Below are 18,077 nucleotides of genomic sequence, written 5' to 3' on the forward strand. Positions count from 1 at the left end.
GTTTAGGCTCCCTTCACTAGCTCGAGTCGTTTCTGCAGGTGTCGCTTGAGAGATTCGACTGCCTTGGCATGCTTTTCGTCGTCAACAGCGCCGTAGTGCCAGGTGTAGTCGCCTTCCATGAAGTCGATACCTTCGCCCTTCACCGTGTCCATCAGCAACATGGTGGGCTTACCCTTGATGGTGCGCGCCCGATCAAAAGCGTCTACCAAATCGGGTATCGAGTTACCTTTGACCTCAATGACTTCCCAGTTGAATGCACGCCACTTGTCAGCAAACGGTTCCAGACCCATGACGTCGGCGGTCATGCCGTCAATCATGGCGTGGTTGACATCCACGATGCCCACCAGGTTGTCTACCTTGAACTGGCCGGCACTCATGGCGGCTTCCCAGATGGAGCCTTCGTTGCATTCACCGTCGCCCATCAGGCAGTAAGTGCGCCATTCCTTGCCGAGCTGACGTGCTCCGAGAGCCATACCCACCGCGAGGGACAGGCCGTGTCCCAGCGAACCCGTGGAAACTTCCAGACCGGGAACCTTGCCCGCGTCCAGGTGAATACCCAGGTGAGAAAGGATATGCGAGTAGGTCGGCAACCAGTCCTTGGGGAAGCACCCCAAGTCTGCGAGAACCGGCCCCATACCCACGCCGATGTGACCCTTGGAGAGCACGAAACGGTCACGATCCGGGTCGTCCATCTTGTCGGCGCTGAAATTCATCTCGTGATGATACAGAACAGTGAGTACATCCATGGAGCTCATAGCACCACCAATGTGACCACCACCTGCCCAAACCACCGTGTCGAGAGTGAGCAGACGCAGCCGATTGGCGATTTCTTCGAGTTCCTTGTGTTCTTTAGCCGATAAAGCCATCTTTCCTCCTTTGCTTAGGCCTGAGCCAGAATCTCACGTGACTTGTTCTTAACGACGCCCATCGCTTCGTCAGCCACGTCAGCGATGAAGTCGATGTCCTTGTCGGTCAAGGCCGTGTTCATGAAGTGGTTGTGGTGGTTCGTCATGAACACGCCGCGCTTCACACATTCACCCACGAAAGCCTGATGCAGCAGCAGGTTCGGGTCTGCCTTGCCGTCAAGCCCTCTAATCTGGTGGAACAGCAGAGCCGGTTCGCCACTGAAGTGGTAGTCAAAGCCGTGGTGCTTGGCCACTTCAGTCAGACGCTCAATGACCTTCACGCCGTTGTCGTGGCAAATCTTTGCCGCATCGATTTCACGCATCTTGGTGATGCAGGCAATCGCGGCCGCCATCGGCGGGGCGCTCATCCAGTACGAACCGGTGCACATCACGGAGGCGGCGGCGTCCTTGAGGGACTCGATGCCGGTCACCGCCGAGATATTGTGTCCGTTGGCGATAGCCTTGCAGAAGCACTCCAAGTCGGCCTTAAAACCGTAGTGGTAGTCGGAACCCTTGATATCCAAACGCCAACCGCAGCGCACATCGTCAACGATGAGGACGATGCCTTCGCGGTCACAGATGGAACGAATCTTGTTCCAGTAGCCAGCTGGCGGCAAGACGTTGTCCTCAAAGACCGGGTGGTGGTACGGGGTAGCGATAAAGGCGGCAATCTCGCCCTTATATTCAGCCGCGAGACGTTCCACCGCGGCGGTGTCGCCCCAATCCACCAGCAGCTTGTCTTCGACTTCTTTCTTGCCCACGCCGGGGGCGCCCCAACCTTGGGTCCACCCAATCACGCCGTGATAGCCGCCGTTGATAGCGATGAACTTGTCCCGTCCGGTAGCGGCACGCGCCACCATCAGAGCGTAGTTCGTAGCATCCCCGCCGTTCTTGGCAAAGAAAGCCCAGTCGGCCATTTCGACCGTATCCACCATCAACTCGGCCAAATCGACCATGATAGTGCCGGGCTGCACCGCGCAGTTCAGGATTTTGGCCTGCTCAGCTACGGCTTTATCCACATCGGGGTCGTTGTATCCCAGAATCATGGGACCGTAGGCGCACATCATATCGACGTACTTGTTGCCGTCCACGTCCCAGAAGTAGGTGCCCTGCGCTTTCGAGGCAAACAGGGGGTAGGCGCTGATAGGCATGAAACAGCCTTCTGCCGGCCCCAAGTGCCCATAGACGCCGCCGGGGATAACCTCAACCGCGCGCTCATACCATTCGTGGCTCTTGGTGTGTTCGTAAGTTTTCATCATTTTGTTTTGTCCTTCCTCACGCGCGTTTTCTAGCTCAAGTAGAACGGCACCATGCCGAGGATCTTGTTCATGTTGTCCAACAGGGGAACGTATCCACCCAGCTTAATCAGCTCTCGACCGATAGCGGGATAGGACGCGAGTTCACCGCGCAGGACCTGGCCGGTCGTATCCAAATCAGAAAAGACCATGAAAGCGTGACGTCCGTGAGGACCCGCGGCCTTGGGCTCATCGCCGTCGACGATGCGCGCGTGGTGGTCGTTGATGACCATGGTCAAAGCCGGACCGTTGGCAATCTTTAATCCGATAGTGCCGTCGCACATGCCCTTAGCGACCTGGACGCCCTTGGGGTCGTGGTTGGCAATCTCAGCCATCGCATAGACCGCTACGTGCAACGTCAGCAGGGAGTTAATCCTCGCAAACTCGGGGTCCTGCAGCAGCTGCGGGGTTGGCCGCAAGTAGTAGGACAGCCGGTCGGTCACCTCGGTGAACGTACCGGTCAAGTACTTCAGTTTGGTGAAGCCCTTGAGCGGTACGGGAATCCCCTTGCCTTCGAACATCTTGTTGACCATGTTCGGCACGGGGAAACCCAGGCTCATGTCAGCCGGACCTCCACCGGGGAAGAACTCAATTTTGCCGTTGCCCAGCTTGAGCCGGACAGAACCGACGTTCGCTGCCTTGAATTGCAAGGTCAGCGGGACATGTTCCAAGAGCTGTTTCGACTTGGGGTCGAGCTCCGGGAGCTTCTCGAGTGTACGCAAAACTGCCTTAAGATTGACGGCAGCCATAGCAGTTTGATTCATAAACCCACCTCATCGTGTGTTTTGTGTTTACTTGGCAAATGCAATTATAGTGTGGAATCCAATTTTTGTGCAGTAGTTTCACGGGAGTGTTTTTCGGGATTTTAACTGAAATGCTCCCATATTCGCGGATTCGCGGTTGAGGTTCGGGCTGGACGGAGGCACCGAATTCGTCCCCGGAGGTTTGCCAGCTAAACTAGGGCTGGTGCCTTCCCGCTGGAAAACCAGGAAAAAGCGCGGGACGGTAGAAAGCAACATCAATAAGGAGCACAAGTGGCATCAACGATGGATTCAGTAATTTCTTTGGCGAAACGCCGCGGTTTTGTTTACCCATGTGGTGACATCTACGGCGGGACGCGCGCGGCGTGGGACTACGGCCCCTTGGGTGTAGAACTGAAAGAAAACATCAAGAAGGCCTGGTGGAACTACATGGTACGTTCCCGCGAGGACGTGGTGGGTCTGGACTCCTCGGTAATTTTGCCGCCGAAAGTGTGGGACGCTTCGGGCCACCTCAAGGCTTTCACTGACCCGCTCATCGAGTGTCTCAACTGCCACAAGCGCTTGCGCGAGGACGACCTGCAGGAACAGTACGCTGAGAAACACGGCATTGCGAAACCAGACGATGTCAGCATGGATGACGTCTCCTGCCCGAACTGTGGCGTCAAGGGGAAGTGGACGGAACCCCGGGCTTTCTCGGGACTGCTTAAGACCTACCTGGGACCGGTGGACGACGAATCCGGCCTGCACTTCCTGCGCCCGGAAACCGCCCAAGGCATCTTTATCAACTTCGCCAACGTGATGACGACTGCTCGCAAGCGCCCGCCCTTCGGCATCGGCCAGATTGGTAAGTCTTTCCGCAACGAAATCACTCCGGGCAACTTCATCTTCCGTACCCGCGAGTTTGAACAGATGGAGCTGGAGTTCTTTGTGGAACCCGGCACCGACGAAGAATGGCACCAGTACTGGATTGACCACCGCTTTGAGTGGTACACCGACCTGGGGATTAAGGCGGAAAACCTGCGGTTGTATGAACATCCGAAGGAAAAGCTGTCGCACTATTCCAAGCGCACGGTGGACATCGAGTACGCCTTCGGTTTTGAAAACTCCAAGTGGGGCGAGCTGGAGGGCATCGCCAACCGTACCGACTATGACCTGGGCGTACATATGGACGCCAGCGGTCAGAAACTCGATTATTACGACCAGGCCAACGACAAGCGCTGGATTCCTTACGTTATCGAGCCCTCCGCCGGTTTGACTCGCTCCCTGATGGCTTTCCTGATTGAGGCCTACACCGAGGACGAAGCCCCGAACACCAAGGGCGGGGTGGACAAGCGGACCGTGCTGCGCCTCGACCCGCGCCTCAGCCCGGTTAAGGTGGCGGTCCTGCCGCTGTCCCGCAAGGACGAGTTGCCCGAAATCGCCCAAAATATCGCTGCTGAACTGCGCAAATACTGGAACGTGGAATATGACGATGCCGGGGCCGTGGGGCGCCGCTACCGCCGTCAAGACGAAATCGGCACGCCCTACTGCGTCACCGTGGACTTTGATTCCCTAGAGGACCAAGCCGTGACGGTTCGTGAACGCGACACTATGACCCAAGAACGTATCGGACGGGATAACTTGGTCGCCTACCTGCGCGATCACCTGCCGATTTGCTAATGGCGCGGCGATTTTCCGCGACTGAAATACCGGGCGGAGGCATTTTTGGCTCCACAGCATCCACAGTGTCCACAGTGTAAATACCCGCCTCTGCGCATTGGCGGGGTAGAGTTTACGACCCCCATTGCCCTAGCGCCGATGGCAGGGGTGACGAACGCTCCGTTTCGCGATTTGTGCGCGGAGTTTTCCCGTCAGGGCCTGCCGCCGGAGTTTGTTTCCGCGTCCCGCCCGGACGTCGCCTCCGGGACGCTTCGCGGCGTCGAGGGCATGTTCGTCAACGAAATGATTACCGCGAAAGCGCTAATGATGGACTCGGCGCGCTCGTGGATTATGGCGCAATCCGGTCCCGGACAAACCGTTCGAGTGCTGCAACTTTACGGGGTGGTGGGGGCTGACCTGGCCTGGGCGGCTCGTGAGCTTATTGCTCGGGATCTGGTCGACGTTATTGACCTGAATTTTGGCTGCCCAGTCCCGAAAGTTACCCGCAAGGGCGGGGGAGCGGCTCTGCCGTGGAAAACCGCGTATTTTGGTGACCTCATCGAGCAGGTGGTGAGAGCGTCTCAAGAGGCCTCTCGGGCAGCCCGACGTGGCGTGGACGTGCCGGTGACCGTAAAAATCCGGGTCGGGATTGACGAAACTCACGAAACATTGCTGGACGCGGGACGGGCCGCGCAGGACGCAGGGGCAGCTGCCCTCACGCTGCACGCCCGCACTACGAACCAGTATTATTCCGGGCACTCCGATTGGTCGCGGATTGCCGAACTGGTAGACGCGTCGGACATTCCCGTGTTGGGCAATGGCGACGTGTTTTCCGCCCAGGACGCGCTGGAAATGTTTGCGCAAACCGGATGTGCGGGAATCGAAATTGGCCGGGCTGTACAAGGCCGGCCCTGGATTTTTCGTGAAATCACGGCAGCTCTGTGGGGCCAGCCGATTCCTGCGGGACCGACCTTGGGAGAAATCGCTGCGATTATCCTGGCTCACGCCCGCGGACTGGTGGAACATTTCGGTAATGAACAGGCGGCCTTGCGAGATATGCGCAAACACGTGGGATGGTACTTGCGAGGTTTCAACCTGGGCGGAGCTACTCGTGCGGAGCTGACCCGCGTCGAAACATTAGATGACCTGGAAAGTCGCCTGCACGACCTTTTGCAGTCGCTGGACCCAATCACCCCCTATCCCGAAGCGGCGCAAGGCAAGCATGGACGTTCGCGCGCCCAGCGCCACGTCAAGCTGCCCGAAGGCTGGCTTGACACCCGCGAAATCGATGCGGCGGCAGCTCGTGCCCTGCACCTAGCCGGTGAGGATGTCACTGACCCCTACGCCAAATCAGGAGCGGATGGACTTTCAACCGATAGGCTTGAGTCGTGAGTGAAATTGGAACCTATCCCCGTGAGGTGCATGAACGCTTTGTCACGGAGATCCACAAGCGGGGCAACCGCACGGACTTTGAACGCGATCGGGCACGGATACTCCATTCCTCCGCGTTGCGCCGGCTCGGTGAAAAAACTCAGGTATTAGGTCCCATTGCCAATGATTTTTCGCGGACGCGCCTGACGCATTCCCTGGAAGTTGCCCAGGTGGGGCGCGAACTTGGCAAAGGGCTGGGGTGTGACCCTGACGTGGTTGATGCGGCCTGTCTGGCCCACGACTTGGGACACCCGCCCTTCGGGCATTCCGGGGAGCGGGTGCTCAATGACTTGGCCAAGGATATTGGCGGGTTTGAGGGTAACGCCCAGACGTTGCGCCTGGTGACCCGCCTGGAGCCGAAAGTCGTTAGTCCCCAAGGTCAGTGGGTGGGGCTGAATCTGACTCGTGCCACTCTCGATGCCATCGCGAAATATCCTTGGCTACGCGGTGAAGGGCCTCATGGTGCGGATTCCCCCAAGTTCGGGGTCTACGCCGAAGACCGGGACGTTTTCCAGTGGCTGCGCGTCGGCGCCCCTGTGAATCACCGCTGCATTGAGGCCCAAGTTATGGACCTCGCCGATGACATTGGCTACTCAGTCCATGACGTTGAGGACGCGGTTGCCCTCGGGTCGGCCAGCTTGGGAGACTTGGAAAATGAAAAAACTTTTGTTGACGTGGTTGACATCACGAGGCGTTGGTACGCGAGTTCTTTCGGTCCGGGCAAGTTCAGTGCGGACGACTTGGCGGCCGCCCACGAAAGGCTGCGGCAAATGCCTTTCTGGCTGACCGAGCCGGTGGCGGATTACCGTTCCCAAGCCGCTTTGAAAGACATGACCTCCCAGCTCATCGGGCGCTTCGCGTTGGCCTGTCACGACGCTACCTGCCAACGATACGGTGAACGCCCTCTGGCTCGCTATGATGCGGACGTCATAGTCCCCCTCGAAACTCAAGCGGAAATCCTGTTACTCAAAGGTATCGCCGTGTACTACGTCATGGCGCCGCGCGAAACTACTCATGACCACTTGACGCAACAACAAATGCTTTCCGACCTAGTGTGGGCGCTACTGGAGCAGGAAGTCACCGGGCAGCGGGTTTTGCAGGAGCCTTACCGGACCGAATGGCTGCGCGCGGAAGAGCATTCTCTGGGTCGGGATGCCGGTCGCCTGCGGGCGGTAATAGACCAGGTAGCGAGCTTGACTGACCTGTCGGCAGCCGCTTGGCATGCCCGTTTAGTGGGGATGATTACGCAACCCGTCTGACCCAAAACTTAGGCTAGTATGATTGCATGGCTTCCAAGTTCGACCCCGACGACCTGCAAAAGATACGCGAAGCTATCCCCATTGAGTCGGTGGTCAGCGACTATGTGAGTCTGCAGCGTAAAGGGAGCTCACTGATGGGCTTGTGCCCGTTCCATGACGAAAAGACGGCGTCTTTTAGCGTGACTCCGGTGCGCAATATGTGGCACTGCTTTGGTTGCGGTGAGGGTGGGGACACCATCGACTTTGTGCAACGCATCGAGGGGCTGACTTTCCCCGAGGCTGTAGAGTTTTTAGCCGCAAAAGCCGGAATCACGATGCACTACGTGGAGGGCGCGGCCATTACGAAAGATCGCGTGGAGCCGGGAACACGGCAGCGCCTGCTGGAATGCAACCAGGTAGCGCAGGACTTTTTTGTATCCCAACTCGTGTCCCCCGGAGCAGAGCGGGCGCGGAATTTCATAGAAGGAAGAGCTTTCACATCCCAAGACGCGGCTCTCTTCGGGATGGGCTACGCGCCCCCGGGCTGGAACAACCTCACCGATTACCTCCGTTCGAAAGGCTTTACCGAACAGGAGATTGTGACGGTCGGCTTGGGCAAACCGGGACAACGCGGCATCTATGACGTGTTTCGGGACCGTGTTATGTGGCCTATCAAAGATCCGGCCGGAGCCATACTGGGTTTCGGTGGGCGGCGTTTAGACGATTCAGATCCGCAAGTCCCGAAATACATCAACACCCCAGAATCCCCGATTTATCACAAATCCTCCGTGCTCTACGGTCTGGATTTGGCGCGTCCGAACATCGGTAAAGAGCGGCGCTGTGTCATCGTCGAGGGCTACACCGACGTGATGGCGGCGCATTTGTCCGGCATTACTACTGCGGTCGCGACCTGCGGTACCGCATTTACAGAAGATCACGCGAAACAGATTCGCCGATTCATCGGTACTTCCGCGGACAGTGCCTCCTCTCTAAAGCTGCCTGGTGGTCTGCCTCCGCGCGGCGGAGAGGTCATCTTCACTTTTGACGGTGACGCCGCCGGGCAAGCTGCAGCTCTCAAGGCTTTCCGCACCGACCAGGACTTTGCCTCCCAGGCTTTCGTGGCAGTCGCCGACGATGGTTTGGATCCCTGTGATTTGCGGATGCAGCGCGGGCCAGGGGCGGTGCGTGACCTGATTGAGAGTCGCCGACCCCTATTTGATTTCGTGTTAAAGACCCTCATCGCGAAATATGACTTGGAAAGCCCCGCGGCCCGCATCGAAGCTATGCGTGCGGCAGCGCCGGTGGTGGCGGAAATTCGCGACAAGGCATTGCGAACCGAATACGTGAAGCAACTGAGCGGCTGGTTGGGGGCCAATTTTAGGGATACCTGGTACGCGGTCAATGACGCTTGGAAACAGTTGCGTTCCCAACAGCGTGGTGGCGCCGGCTTTGACGGGTCGTCACGTTCGGGACCGGGGGGACCCGGCATCGCTTCCCGCGGTAGTGGAAACGGTGCCAATCCCGGGAACATGACCGGGGAAGCCTCGGGGGGCAATACCCAGATTTTTCCCCAAACTCGGCTGGATCCGGCGGTGGATACCGATCCGATTTGGCGGGTGGAACGCGACGTGTTGATAGCAGCTTTGCAGTTCCCGGGTTTAGCTGCCCAAACTGCTTTTGACACGTTGGATCCGCAGAGCTTCACCCAACCCACTTTGCGCGCCATTTTTGAGGTCGTCGCCGCGATTGGAGGTACCGAGGAATATCAGCGCCTGACTGAGGCCGCCCAAACCGCGGGAGAACCGAATCCCGGAAGCCTGGCTCTGAACCGTTGGGCTGCAGCGGTGAAAGCCCAGGCTGGTCCCGTCCTGGTGGGGGCGTTGACGAACCTGGCGACCCGTCCGGCACCTCTGTATGAAACGGGTCAGTCAGACCAGCAGACCAGAGCCGCGGCGGAGTCTTGGGTGCAAAATGCGGTGGAATCCATGGAACGCAAAGGGCTGAACGCCAAAATCGCCAGCTTGAAAGCCCAACTGCGGCGGCTTGACTCCGACTCGCCGGAAAAGCCGGAAGTGTTTGCCAAACTCATCGATTTGGAAAACCGGATGCGCGAACTGAACCCCGAATTCTGACCTGTGCCATGTACCTGTACGGCAGGTCCACGTAATTCGCGCCCTTGTGCCGTATTTCGTACCAGTGCCGGAGTATCTCAAAGTTAGGGAAGGTTATTGGGACTGCGGTCTAAAAACCAGACGCCGGATAGCGCAGTTCCAGCTGTGCCAACGGCAGCTGCCCCGGCGCGGACTGCGGACCGCCTACCGTAACGAAAGTACCCCAGTTACCCATCTGTGGACCCGCTAGACGAGTGGGTTGTCCCAACTCACCCATCCCAATCAAGATTGTGGGTCTTTGGGTCAGCAGGAAAGTGGTCTTGCCGCCCTTTTGCAGATTCTCCAGTTGTTGAGGGGTTTGCGGCGAAAAGGCCGCCTTAGATACGTCCGCTCCCAGATTGAGCTGATAAATGAGCAGGTCGCTGACTTCGTTCTCGCTGTTAGGCGAAGGCTCCCAACAGTGACGGGACAAGATCACGCCCGTACCGTTGGCGTGAATGTTACGCAACAGGCCCCCCAAACGTTTCTCGTTGTCCTCTTGCGCGTGGGGATCCTCGGCCGCGGCAGCGGCTTGCTCCGCGGTCATGCCCAGGTAGGGATAGTTCGACTCGACGTCCACCCAGTCGGCACATTTCGCGGCCTGTGCCGCGAGATTCTCATAAACTTCCGCGGTAATCGAGACGTGTCCTCCCTCGGTTCGGAAAGTCGCCAAGATGGGGCGTTTTACCTGTTCACGAGCCTGGCGCAGGAGGTCTGCGACTTCGGCAAAGTCGTGTTTCGTGCCTTGGAAGGACCCGCGGGACAGCCACGCCCCATCCAAACGAATCTCGACCAGTTCGACTCGTGGATGCATGTCACGGATGAGCCGGTCATAGCCCAGGGCCCCCGGGTTCACCGAGGTGATAAAAGTGGGCCGGCGCCAATCCGCAAACAATTCCGTCATGGTTCGATTTTAGCGCGGGTGGCAATCCGAAAGGATTGCGACCCTGACTATTGAACGGGTTAGTTGAGTGCAGAACCAAGGCGAGACAGGCCGTAAAGCGGCAAGTTGAGCGTGCTTTCGCCGTGCCCGAATTCGGCAGGTGAGACGCGCACGCCGAGGGGCAAATCGTAGCGTTTCGCGAACACGCCCAGGGAACGGGCTCTTTGCTTGGGTGCGTTGAAAGCCATTAATTTGGCAATTAAATCGAGTTTTACCACAGGATTTGTGGCAAAAAAATGATTTTATTTATCGTAAAACTGGCATAATTGCTGGCTGTTCGCAATTCCGCAAATCTTGTCGTGGTTGGGGAACGTACCGAATCGTCGAAAACGCAACCCGGGGAAAGCGACGCAGGACGAGTGAAGTACTGAGTCGGAACGAAGTGGAGGCTCAAGTAATTCCGAGGCCGCGGGGAGGCAACGTTTTTTCTTTAGTCAGGCTTGCGAAAATCAAAACATAGCTCTGAGGCCTGATGAGCTGGAATCCTCCGGTTTAAAGCCTTACAGGGAGAGCGACAAAGCCCGGGCGTTAGAATCAAACCGCACAAAAACACCAGAGCAAAGGGGCAAAAGTGGCCGATTTCTTTTATGCTGACATCCTGCCGCACGGCGAGGACACTTATACGTACCGCAAACTGACCAGCGAGGGGGTTAGCGAAGTCGAGGGGCCGGACGGGACGAAATTCCTGAAGGTCGAACCGGAGGCGCTGACACTGCTGGCCGAGACCGCGTTCCACGACATTTCGCACTACCTGCGCACGGCTCACCTGCAGCAGCTGCGCAAGATTCTCGACGACCCCGAGGCATCGGGCAACGACAAGTTCGTGGCGATGGACCTGCTGCGCAACGCGAACATCGCGGCGGCGGGGGTTCTGCCCATGTGCCAGGACACAGGCACCGCCATTATCAAAGGTGAGCGCGGTCAACACGTGCTGACCCCCGGACCGGATGAAGCAGCGCTGTCCCGCGGGGTCTACAACGCCTACACGAAACTGAACCTGCGCTATTCCCAAAACAGCCCCCTGTCTATGTATGAGGAAAAGAACACCGGGTGCAACCTTCCGGCGCAGGTGGAGCTGTATGCAGAGACCGCTCCGGGACACGAAGCGGAATACCGTTTCCTATTCATGGCCAAGGGTGGCGGTTCGGCCAACAAGTCTTACCTCTACCAGATGACCAAGGCGATTCTTGACCCTGAACACATGATGCAGTTCCTGGAGGAAAAGATTCGGTCCCTCGGCACGGCCGCCTGCCCGCCCTACCACTTGGCGATCGTCATCGGCGGCACTTCTGCGGAATACACACTCAAGACCGCGAAGTACGCTTCGGCTCACTACCTGGATGGTTTGCCCACCCACGGCGGCGAACAGGCACAAGGGTTCCGCGACCTGAAGATGGAAGAGGAAGTCCTTGACCTGACTCGCCACATGGGCATCGGCGCCCAGTTCGGCGGCAAGTATTTCTGCCATGACGTGCGGGTGGTGCGTCTGCCGCGTCACGGCGCCTCCCTGCCGGTAGCCATCGCGGTGTCATGTTCAGCTGACCGGCAGTGCGTCGCGAAAATCAACAAGGACGGGGTGTTTATCGAGGCGCTGGACACTGATCCGGGTCGGTTTATGCCTGACCCCAGCGAGGCGGAACTTGGCGGCGACGAGGCGGTCGCGATTGACTTGAACCGCCCGATGAAGGACGTCCTCGCCGAACTCACCAAGTACCCCATCAAGACGCGGCTTTCCCTGACCGGAGCCCTCATCGTGGCTCGTGACATTGCCCACGCGAAGCTCCGTGAGCGCCTGGAAAAGGAGGGCGACCTGCCCCAATACTTCAAAGATCACCCGGTGTACTACGCGGGTCCGGCGAAAACTCCCGAGGGAATGCCGTCGGGGTCCTTCGGGCCAACCACGGCTTCGCGTATGGATCCCTACGTGGACCTGTTCCAAGCTCATGGCGGCTCGATGATTATGCTGGCCAAGGGTAATCGCGGCCAGACTGTCACCGACGCCTGCAAGAAGCATGGCGGGTTCTATCTCGGCTCCATCGGCGGGCCGGCCGCAGAGTTGGCTGCGCACTCCATCAAGAAGGTCGAGGTTTTGGAGTACCCCGAGCTGGGAATGGAGGCCGTGTGGAAGATTGAAGTCGAGGACTTCCCGGCTTTCATCGTGGTGGACGACAAGGGCAACAATTTCTTCGAGGGCTTGGACAAGGTGGTGCTCACCTTGAAGGTGCCGCCAAAGAAGTAGTCGTCATCGGTTTCTAGTGCGGGCGCCTCGAGGGTAGTTATTCTTCGGGGCGCCCGCACTATATACGCAGGTAGCAGCGGCTTTGTGGGGGGAGATTGGCGGGAAAAAGTGCACCCAACACGTGAATGCACCTCAGGATGAAATCTGGGACTAAATACACATATAAAAACAACTTCCATGCGATACACTATTTATCGTCCAACTCATGAACCCATGAGCTGTGCGTACAACGAAGTATTCGCGGAGGGTTTTTTTACGATGATTATTGGTGTACCCAAGGAAATTATGAGCGGTGAAGACCGCGTGGCTGCTACCCCGGAAACGGTGGCGGATATGGTCGGCAAAGGCTTGACCGTACTGGTCGAAAAAGGTGCTGGGGAAGGTTCTTTCTTCCACGACCCGGAATACGTCTCGGCGGGAGCTGAGATGGTCGACGACCCAGAGGAAGTCTACCAGCGGGCGGATCTGATTTTGAAAGTCAAGGAACCGCTGTTCAACGAGGCGAAGGGCCGCTCTGAAATCTCCATGATGCATAAGGGTCAATACTTGATTACCTTTATTCACCCGGCTGCTCCGCCCAACCACGAGATGGTCAAAGAGATGGCCGCGCAGGGTGTCATTTCGCTGACTCTGGACGGTGTGCCGCGTATTTCCCGGGCGCAGAACTTGGATGCTTTGACCTCGATGAGTACCTGCGCCGGGTACAAAGGTATCCTCTTGGCGGCGAACTACCAGCCGTCCTTCATGCCGTTGATTCACAGCGCTATCGGGCGGATTGACCCGCTGAAGGTGCTGGTTGTCGGTGTTGGCGTGGGCGGCTTGCAGGCCCTAGCTACCGCGAAGCGTCTGGGTGCGGTGGTGCACGCCGCCGATATCCGCCCGATGGCCGCCGAACAGGCCACCTCTCTGGGTGCTAAGCCGGTTGAACTGGGGGTAGACCCCGAGAAGGCTATCGGTGAAGGCGGCTACGCCCAGGCTCTGCCGGAAGATGAGTTGGTCAAAGAACGTGCTGCTTTGGCTAAGGTGATTCCCGACATGGACATCATCTTTGCTTCGGCGCTGGTGCCGGGCCATTTGGCGCCGCGGCTCATTACCGAGGATATGGTGAAATCCATGAAGCCCGGTTCGGTCATCGTGGATATTTCCATTGACCAGGGCGGCAACTGCGAAATCACGCCTCCGGGCAAGGTGGAAGTCAAGCACCACGTCACCTTGGTAGGGATTAAGAACATCCCTGGTATGCTGCCGAAGAGCTCGACTTTCATGTTCGCCAAGAACATTGCCAACTTCGTGGACTTCCTGGTGAAGGATGGCCAAATCGTCCTGGATCGCAGCGATGAGATTATCGCCAAGACCCTCACGACTATCGACGGCGAAATTGTCCACGTCGGTGCGCGCGAGGCGATGGGTCTGGCCTAAAGACCCGAGATTGTGACGATTAGGGCGGCCGGCCGGTCAACGGTGAGGTCGCCCTAATCGGTGCCTCGGGGCGGCGTCACCGCCCTGCTCAGCTAAATTTATTTGAAATCCCTGACAAAACCGTAACCCAAGGAGAAAATCGATGACTCCCTTCCAAGGCGTGTTATTGGTCGTGCTGGTGGTGTTTACCCTGGTCGGCTATAAAATCATCAGCCATGTTCCCAGCCTTTTACACACCCCGCTGATGAGCGGGATGAACGCTTTTTCCGGCGTGACCGTGCTGGGCTGTCTGACTGCTGCCGCATTGGCGGTGAGTCTGGGGTCAAAAGCGCTGGGCTTGCTGGCAGTTGCGCTGGCGATGGTGAACATTGTCGGCGGTTTTGGGGTGACTGACCGGATGCTGCGGATGTTCGACAAGAAGCGCAAGCCCGTCGCCGGTGGGAGTGCTCAGCCTGGAGAGGGGGAGTAGTCATGGATAACAGCTTGAATCTGGTGGGGGCACAAGGTCCGAACAGTCTGCTCTACTATGCCATCTCGGTAGTACTGGTGATACTGGTGCTGGTGGGATTAAATATGCTCTCCAAGGTGCAGACGGCGGTACGCGGCAACCTTCTGGGTGCGTTGGCGATGGCTCTGGCTATCGTGGCGACACTGTGGAACTTCGGGATTCTCAGCGCGGTCGAACTCTATGCTGCGATGCTGGTCGGAGCTTTATTCGGAATCATCATCTGGCGAAAAACTAAGATGATTCGGATGCCGCAAACCGTGGCCCTGCTCAACGGATTGGGTGGCATGGCCTCGATGCTTGCCGGGGCGCTGGCCTTGACCGGACACGCTGATAACAACGCTTTTGCCCAGTTCACGGCCGGTTTAGCGGTCGCTGTTGGTGGTGCGACCTTCTTTGGTTCCCTCATTGCAGCAGGGAAGTTGCACCAGATTCTGGATCAGCACCCGAAGGTGCTTCCCGCACACTCCGTGTGGGTGGGTCTGAGCCTGGTGGTCAGTCTGGGTGCCGCCCTAGCTTACGTTTTTCCACCGTTCAGCAGTCCGGGTGTGGCGCAGACGGTGTTGCTCATCGTCCAGATTGTGGCCGCCAACCTGTTTGGTTACCTGTTGGCGGTACGGGTGGGCGGAGCCGATATGCCCATCACGATTTCCCTGTTGAACTCCCTGTCCGGAGTCGCGGGAGCCATCGCCGGCCTGGCCATCTCCGACCTGCTGTTGGTGGCTATCGGGGCTATCGTCGGGGCTTCCGGTCTGTTGCTGACCCAAATCATGTGCCGGGCGATGAACCGGCATCTCATGGATATTTTGCTGGGTAAAACTTCCGTCAGCACCGCCGCCGCAACGCCAACTGAAACCGAATCGGAAAAACCAGACGACTCTGCTTGTGCAGGCGAGAACGAAACCGGTGACACCGCTGCTGGCGACCAACCGACACCCGCAGCACCTGCCGCCGACCCGGAAACCACCTTCGCCGACTGGGTAGAAAATGCCCAGCGTGTTATCTTGGTGCCCGGCTACGGCATGGCCCTGTCTCAAGCCCAAGCCCAGGTCAAGCGCCTGTTGGACTACCTGGAAAAGGCCGGAAAGACCGTGGACTTCGCGATTCACCCGGTAGCAGGCCGGATGCCGGGGCATATGAATGTGCTGTTGGCCGAAGTTGATGTGGATTACGAAAAGCTACGGGAGATGAAAGACATCAACGATGACTTCGCGACCGCGGATTTGACGGTGGTCGTTGGTGCCAACGACGTGATGAACCCGGCGGCAAACACCGCGGAGGGCACCCCGATTTACGGGATGCCCGTGCTGAACGTGGGAGACTGCGCCCACGTGGCCATCTTTAACTTCGACTTGAAACCGGGCTATGCCGGGGTGGAAAACCCGCTGTATGCCCGGGCGGAAACAGAACCAGATCGGGTGCTGATTTTCCAAGGCGATGCGAAGGAAACCTTGGCGGCGCGACTGGACGCAATTGGGGCGCCGCCGGCGCTCGAGCTGTATTAGTGGCTTTGAGCCTGATTCCGTGAGGATTACAGGTTAAAACACCGGGCGCTCCGTACATTCGGGGCGCCCGGTAGTTTCATTTTTCCTAGATTGAGTTCTGTGCCGTGGACTGCGCGATGATGTGTGCATCGAGAGTTTTCTTGGAGGGAACCCCCAACAGCAACAGCACACCGAACAGCGACACGAGTGTATAGAACCAGAACAAGCGGATAAATCCCTTATTGAGCTCCAGCTGGAACGTTGATTCGATAGTGTCCGCGTGCGCATCGATGTTCTGAAGGTAATCCTGGCGAGCTTGCTCTAAAGCTGGCGGAACGAAGCCCATCTGTTCTTTCATGGTGTTGCCTTGCTCGTCGAAGGTGTAGTTCGCCAGATCCTTGGAGCGTGCCACAATGTTGGTGACATCCGCGCTCTTGAGGCGATTCATCAACTGGTCAGGCACATTCACCATGGAAAATCCCGGGTCAACTCGGGGCGGGGCAGATGGCCGCGTACGGTTGCCGCTGTTCCCGGGCGGCATTTGGCCCCTGCCCGATTCTTGACCACCGGCAGTGGACATTCCGCCGGGGGCTGCGGGCATCGCGGAGGACATGGCGGACATATCCGGTTTCGGCATGACTTCCATGACTTTTCCGGACAGGCCGCCCATAGCGGTGGCGAGCAATCCCACCATGATCGCCGGAGCCAGGGTAGTCGCCAGAGAACGCGTCAAAGACAGAGTTGCTTGACCGGTGTTCGCGTCACGGCTGGGCACCAGGTGCAAAATCAGGTAGGTCAGGGGTGCGCCCATCAGGAATCCCAGCCCGAAGCCCATCACAAAGATGGACAGGCTGGTGGAGAGTAAACCAGGATACGGGGAAGTCCAGAAAATCAGCAGCAGGCCAGAGATAGCGCAGATAATGACCCCGAGGCCCAGCACGAAGCGAGGGCCGAGCTTATCCGTGAGCCGCCCGGATATTGGCGCTGCGAGGCCAGAAGCCAAACCGATGATAATGGTGGGGTAGCCTCCAGCGCCCGTAGGTAGGCGCATGGAGTTCTCGGCGAACTGCGGGATGAACATCACGGTCATCATGAGGGTGCCGGCCACCATGCCGAGCAACAAAGTCACCCCGACTGGAACGTTCATGAAATAGTCAAAGTTGATTAAGGGGTCGTGGACGCGGTGCTCGGTAACCCAGAAAACTACCCCCGCAATCGCAAAAATCAGCAGGGAAACCCGGACATTGGAATCTTGGAAAGAGCCGCTGATATCCGTGAAATCCAGATGCTGGAACATCCACAAGAGGGCAGTGATGGCGACCACGATTAAGACGGTGCCGGGAATGTCCAAGCGGCGACCCGCTTCGGTACGATCACGATCTAAGAAGAGCCCTCCCAGGACTACCACTGCCAGGGCAATCGGCACGTTGATGTAAAAGATCCACTGCCAGTTCTCGGTTCCGGCGATGTCCATGATGAGTGAGCCAGCCGAACCGCCAATAACCGAGGCAACGCCGTAGACCATGCCGACTAGACCGAGAGCCATACCGCGCTTTGCTGGAGGAGCAATGGTCCCGGCAGCGGCGGTGGCGACCGGCATCATGCCGCCGCCGCCCACGGCTTGCACCACGCGGGAGGCCAACAACAGACCGAAAGATTGAAAGTCTTGGGCGATCCCGCACCCTAGTGAACCAATCCCAAACAGGGCGATAGCCAGCACATATATCGGCTTGCGCCCCAATACGTCTGCCAGTTTGCCGATAACGGGGATAGCGATGGCGTAGGCCAAAGTATAGATTGTAAAGACCCAGACACCTGCTTGGTCATCGACCCCCAAACTGTTTTGAATGACGGTACGAGCCGGATTCACGATGCCCATGTCCAAGGCACCCATGAAAATTCCTGCCAGGTACAGAGCCAGAATCAACCCCCAGCGTTCCGGCACAGTGTGTTCAAGAGAAGCCAAATCAGTGGGTTTTTCGTTGTCGTTTTGCGATTCCGGCTCGCCGTTTGGCACCTCAGTTTCGGAATCGTCAAGGGTATGAGTCACTGTCATAAAATTAAGTATA

General features: G+C 58.0%; 14 protein-coding genes. 8 read left to right on the plus strand and 6 right to left on the minus strand.

Annotated elements, in window-relative coordinates:
- Window positions 1-2 precede the first annotated feature (2 nt).
- Genes RDL66_RS05875 through RDL66_RS05885 form a run of 3 tightly spaced genes read right to left on the minus strand, consistent with a single transcriptional unit; the run spans window position 3 to window position 2,964 of the window.
- A complete protein-coding gene (locus RDL66_RS05875) occupies window positions 3-866 on the minus strand; it encodes a transketolase (RefSeq protein ID WP_297587420.1) in 864 nt (287 codons plus the stop codon).
- A gap of 14 nt (window positions 867-880) precedes the next feature.
- Window positions 881-2,164: an aminotransferase class III-fold pyridoxal phosphate-dependent enzyme gene (locus RDL66_RS05880; RefSeq protein WP_308535840.1), complete on the minus strand. Its 1,284-nt coding sequence runs from the start codon at window positions 2,162-2,164 to the stop codon at window positions 881-883.
- A 29-nt stretch (window positions 2,165-2,193) separates the two neighbouring features.
- Entirely contained in the window at window positions 2,194-2,964 is a 771-nt protein-coding gene (locus RDL66_RS05885) for a hypothetical protein (protein ID WP_295026976.1), read from the minus strand.
- Window positions 2,965-3,234: 270 nt separating this feature from the next.
- Between RDL66_RS05885 and RDL66_RS05890 the strand changes: the two genes are divergently transcribed.
- The 4 genes from RDL66_RS05890 to dnaG are packed head-to-tail and all read left to right on the plus strand — an operon-like array spanning window position 3,235 to window position 9,400.
- On the plus strand, window positions 3,235-4,620 hold the full coding sequence (locus RDL66_RS05890; protein WP_297722428.1) for a glycine--tRNA ligase: 1,386 nt from the start codon (window positions 3,235-3,237) through the stop codon (window positions 4,618-4,620).
- Window positions 4,621-4,665: 45 nt separating this feature from the next.
- Window positions 4,666-5,991: a tRNA dihydrouridine synthase DusB gene (gene dusB / locus RDL66_RS05895; RefSeq protein ID WP_308535841.1), complete on the plus strand. Its 1,326-nt coding sequence runs from the start codon at window positions 4,666-4,668 to the stop codon at window positions 5,989-5,991.
- The gene (locus RDL66_RS05900) at window positions 5,988-7,289 is read left to right on the plus strand and encodes a deoxyguanosinetriphosphate triphosphohydrolase (protein ID WP_308535842.1); all 1,302 of its coding nucleotides are present in this window, start codon (window positions 5,988-5,990) and stop codon (window positions 7,287-7,289) included. The genes dusB and RDL66_RS05900 overlap by 4 nt, the downstream gene beginning before the upstream one ends.
- A gap of 26 nt (window positions 7,290-7,315) precedes the next feature.
- Window positions 7,316-9,400 carry a DNA primase gene (gene dnaG, locus RDL66_RS05905; RefSeq protein ID WP_308535843.1) on the plus strand — a complete coding sequence of 695 codons (2,085 nt, stop codon included), beginning with the start codon at window positions 7,316-7,318 and terminating at the stop codon, window positions 9,398-9,400.
- 109 nt (window positions 9,401-9,509) lie between these two features.
- On the opposite strand, the gene RDL66_RS05910 is transcribed toward dnaG, so the two are convergent.
- Both RDL66_RS05910 and RDL66_RS05915 read right to left on the minus strand, forming a co-directional pair.
- On the minus strand, window positions 9,510-10,322 hold the full coding sequence (locus tag RDL66_RS05910; protein WP_308535844.1) for a type I 3-dehydroquinate dehydratase: 813 nt from the start codon (window positions 10,320-10,322) through the stop codon (window positions 9,510-9,512).
- Window positions 10,323-10,381: 59 nt separating this feature from the next.
- Window positions 10,382-10,549: a hypothetical protein gene (locus RDL66_RS05915; RefSeq protein WP_308535845.1), complete on the minus strand. Its 168-nt coding sequence runs from the start codon at window positions 10,547-10,549 to the stop codon at window positions 10,382-10,384.
- Window positions 10,550-10,932: 383 nt separating this feature from the next.
- Between RDL66_RS05915 and RDL66_RS05920 the strand changes: the two genes are divergently transcribed.
- The 4 genes from RDL66_RS05920 (at window position 10,933) to RDL66_RS05935 (ending at window position 16,029) form a co-directional block, all read left to right on the plus strand.
- A complete protein-coding gene (locus tag RDL66_RS05920) occupies window positions 10,933-12,600 on the plus strand; it encodes a fumarate hydratase (RefSeq protein ID WP_308535846.1) in 1,668 nt (555 codons plus the stop codon).
- 258 nt (window positions 12,601-12,858) lie between these two features.
- Window positions 12,859-14,019, plus strand: coding sequence for an NAD(P) transhydrogenase subunit alpha (locus RDL66_RS05925; protein ID WP_297722453.1), 1,161 nt, complete (start codon window positions 12,859-12,861; stop codon window positions 14,017-14,019).
- 142 nt (window positions 14,020-14,161) lie between these two features.
- Window positions 14,162-14,488: an NAD(P) transhydrogenase subunit alpha gene (locus tag RDL66_RS05930; RefSeq protein WP_297722456.1), complete on the plus strand. Its 327-nt coding sequence runs from the start codon at window positions 14,162-14,164 to the stop codon at window positions 14,486-14,488.
- Window positions 14,489-14,490: 2 nt separating this feature from the next.
- Window positions 14,491-16,029 carry an NAD(P)(+) transhydrogenase (Re/Si-specific) subunit beta gene (locus RDL66_RS05935; RefSeq protein ID WP_308535847.1) on the plus strand — a complete coding sequence of 513 codons (1,539 nt, stop codon included), beginning with the start codon at window positions 14,491-14,493 and terminating at the stop codon, window positions 16,027-16,029.
- An 85-nt stretch (window positions 16,030-16,114) separates the two neighbouring features.
- Here RDL66_RS05935 and RDL66_RS05940 read toward each other — a convergent pair whose 3' ends face one another.
- Window positions 16,115-18,064 (minus strand): MFS transporter, encoded by a 1,950-nt coding sequence (locus tag RDL66_RS05940; protein ID WP_308535848.1) that lies wholly within the window; start codon window positions 18,062-18,064, stop codon window positions 16,115-16,117.
- Window positions 18,065-18,077: the final 13 nt, after the last annotated feature.

The sequence above is a fragment of the uncultured Mobiluncus sp. genome (genome assembly GCF_902488535.1).
Taxonomy (GTDB): domain Bacteria; phylum Actinomycetota; class Actinomycetes; order Actinomycetales; family Actinomycetaceae; genus Mobiluncus.

Excerpts from the sequence above, each read along its gene's own strand:
- RDL66_RS05875 (WP_297587420.1), bottom strand. The coding sequence starts at position 866 with ATGGCTTTATCGGCTAAAGAACACAAGGAACTCGAAGAAATCGCCAAT.
- RDL66_RS05880 (WP_308535840.1), bottom strand. The coding sequence starts at position 2,164 with ATGATGAAAACTTACGAACACACCAAGAGCCACGAATGGTATGAGCGC.
- RDL66_RS05885 (WP_295026976.1), bottom strand. The coding sequence starts at position 2,964 with ATGAATCAAACTGCTATGGCTGCCGTCAATCTTAAGGCAGTTTTGCGT.
- dnaG (WP_308535843.1), top strand. The coding sequence starts at position 7,316 with ATGGCTTCCAAGTTCGACCCCGACGACCTGCAAAAGATACGCGAAGCT.
- RDL66_RS05910 (WP_308535844.1), bottom strand. The coding sequence starts at position 10,322 with ATGACGGAATTGTTTGCGGATTGGCGCCGGCCCACTTTTATCACCTCG.
- RDL66_RS05915 (WP_308535845.1), bottom strand. The coding sequence starts at position 10,549 with ATGGCTTTCAACGCACCCAAGCAAAGAGCCCGTTCCCTGGGCGTGTTC.
- RDL66_RS05925 (WP_297722453.1), top strand. The coding sequence starts at position 12,859 with ATGATTATTGGTGTACCCAAGGAAATTATGAGCGGTGAAGACCGCGTG.
- RDL66_RS05930 (WP_297722456.1), top strand. The coding sequence starts at position 14,162 with ATGACTCCCTTCCAAGGCGTGTTATTGGTCGTGCTGGTGGTGTTTACC.
- RDL66_RS05935 (WP_308535847.1), top strand. The coding sequence starts at position 14,491 with ATGGATAACAGCTTGAATCTGGTGGGGGCACAAGGTCCGAACAGTCTG.
- RDL66_RS05940 (WP_308535848.1), bottom strand. The coding sequence starts at position 18,064 with ATGACAGTGACTCATACCCTTGACGATTCCGAAACTGAGGTGCCAAAC.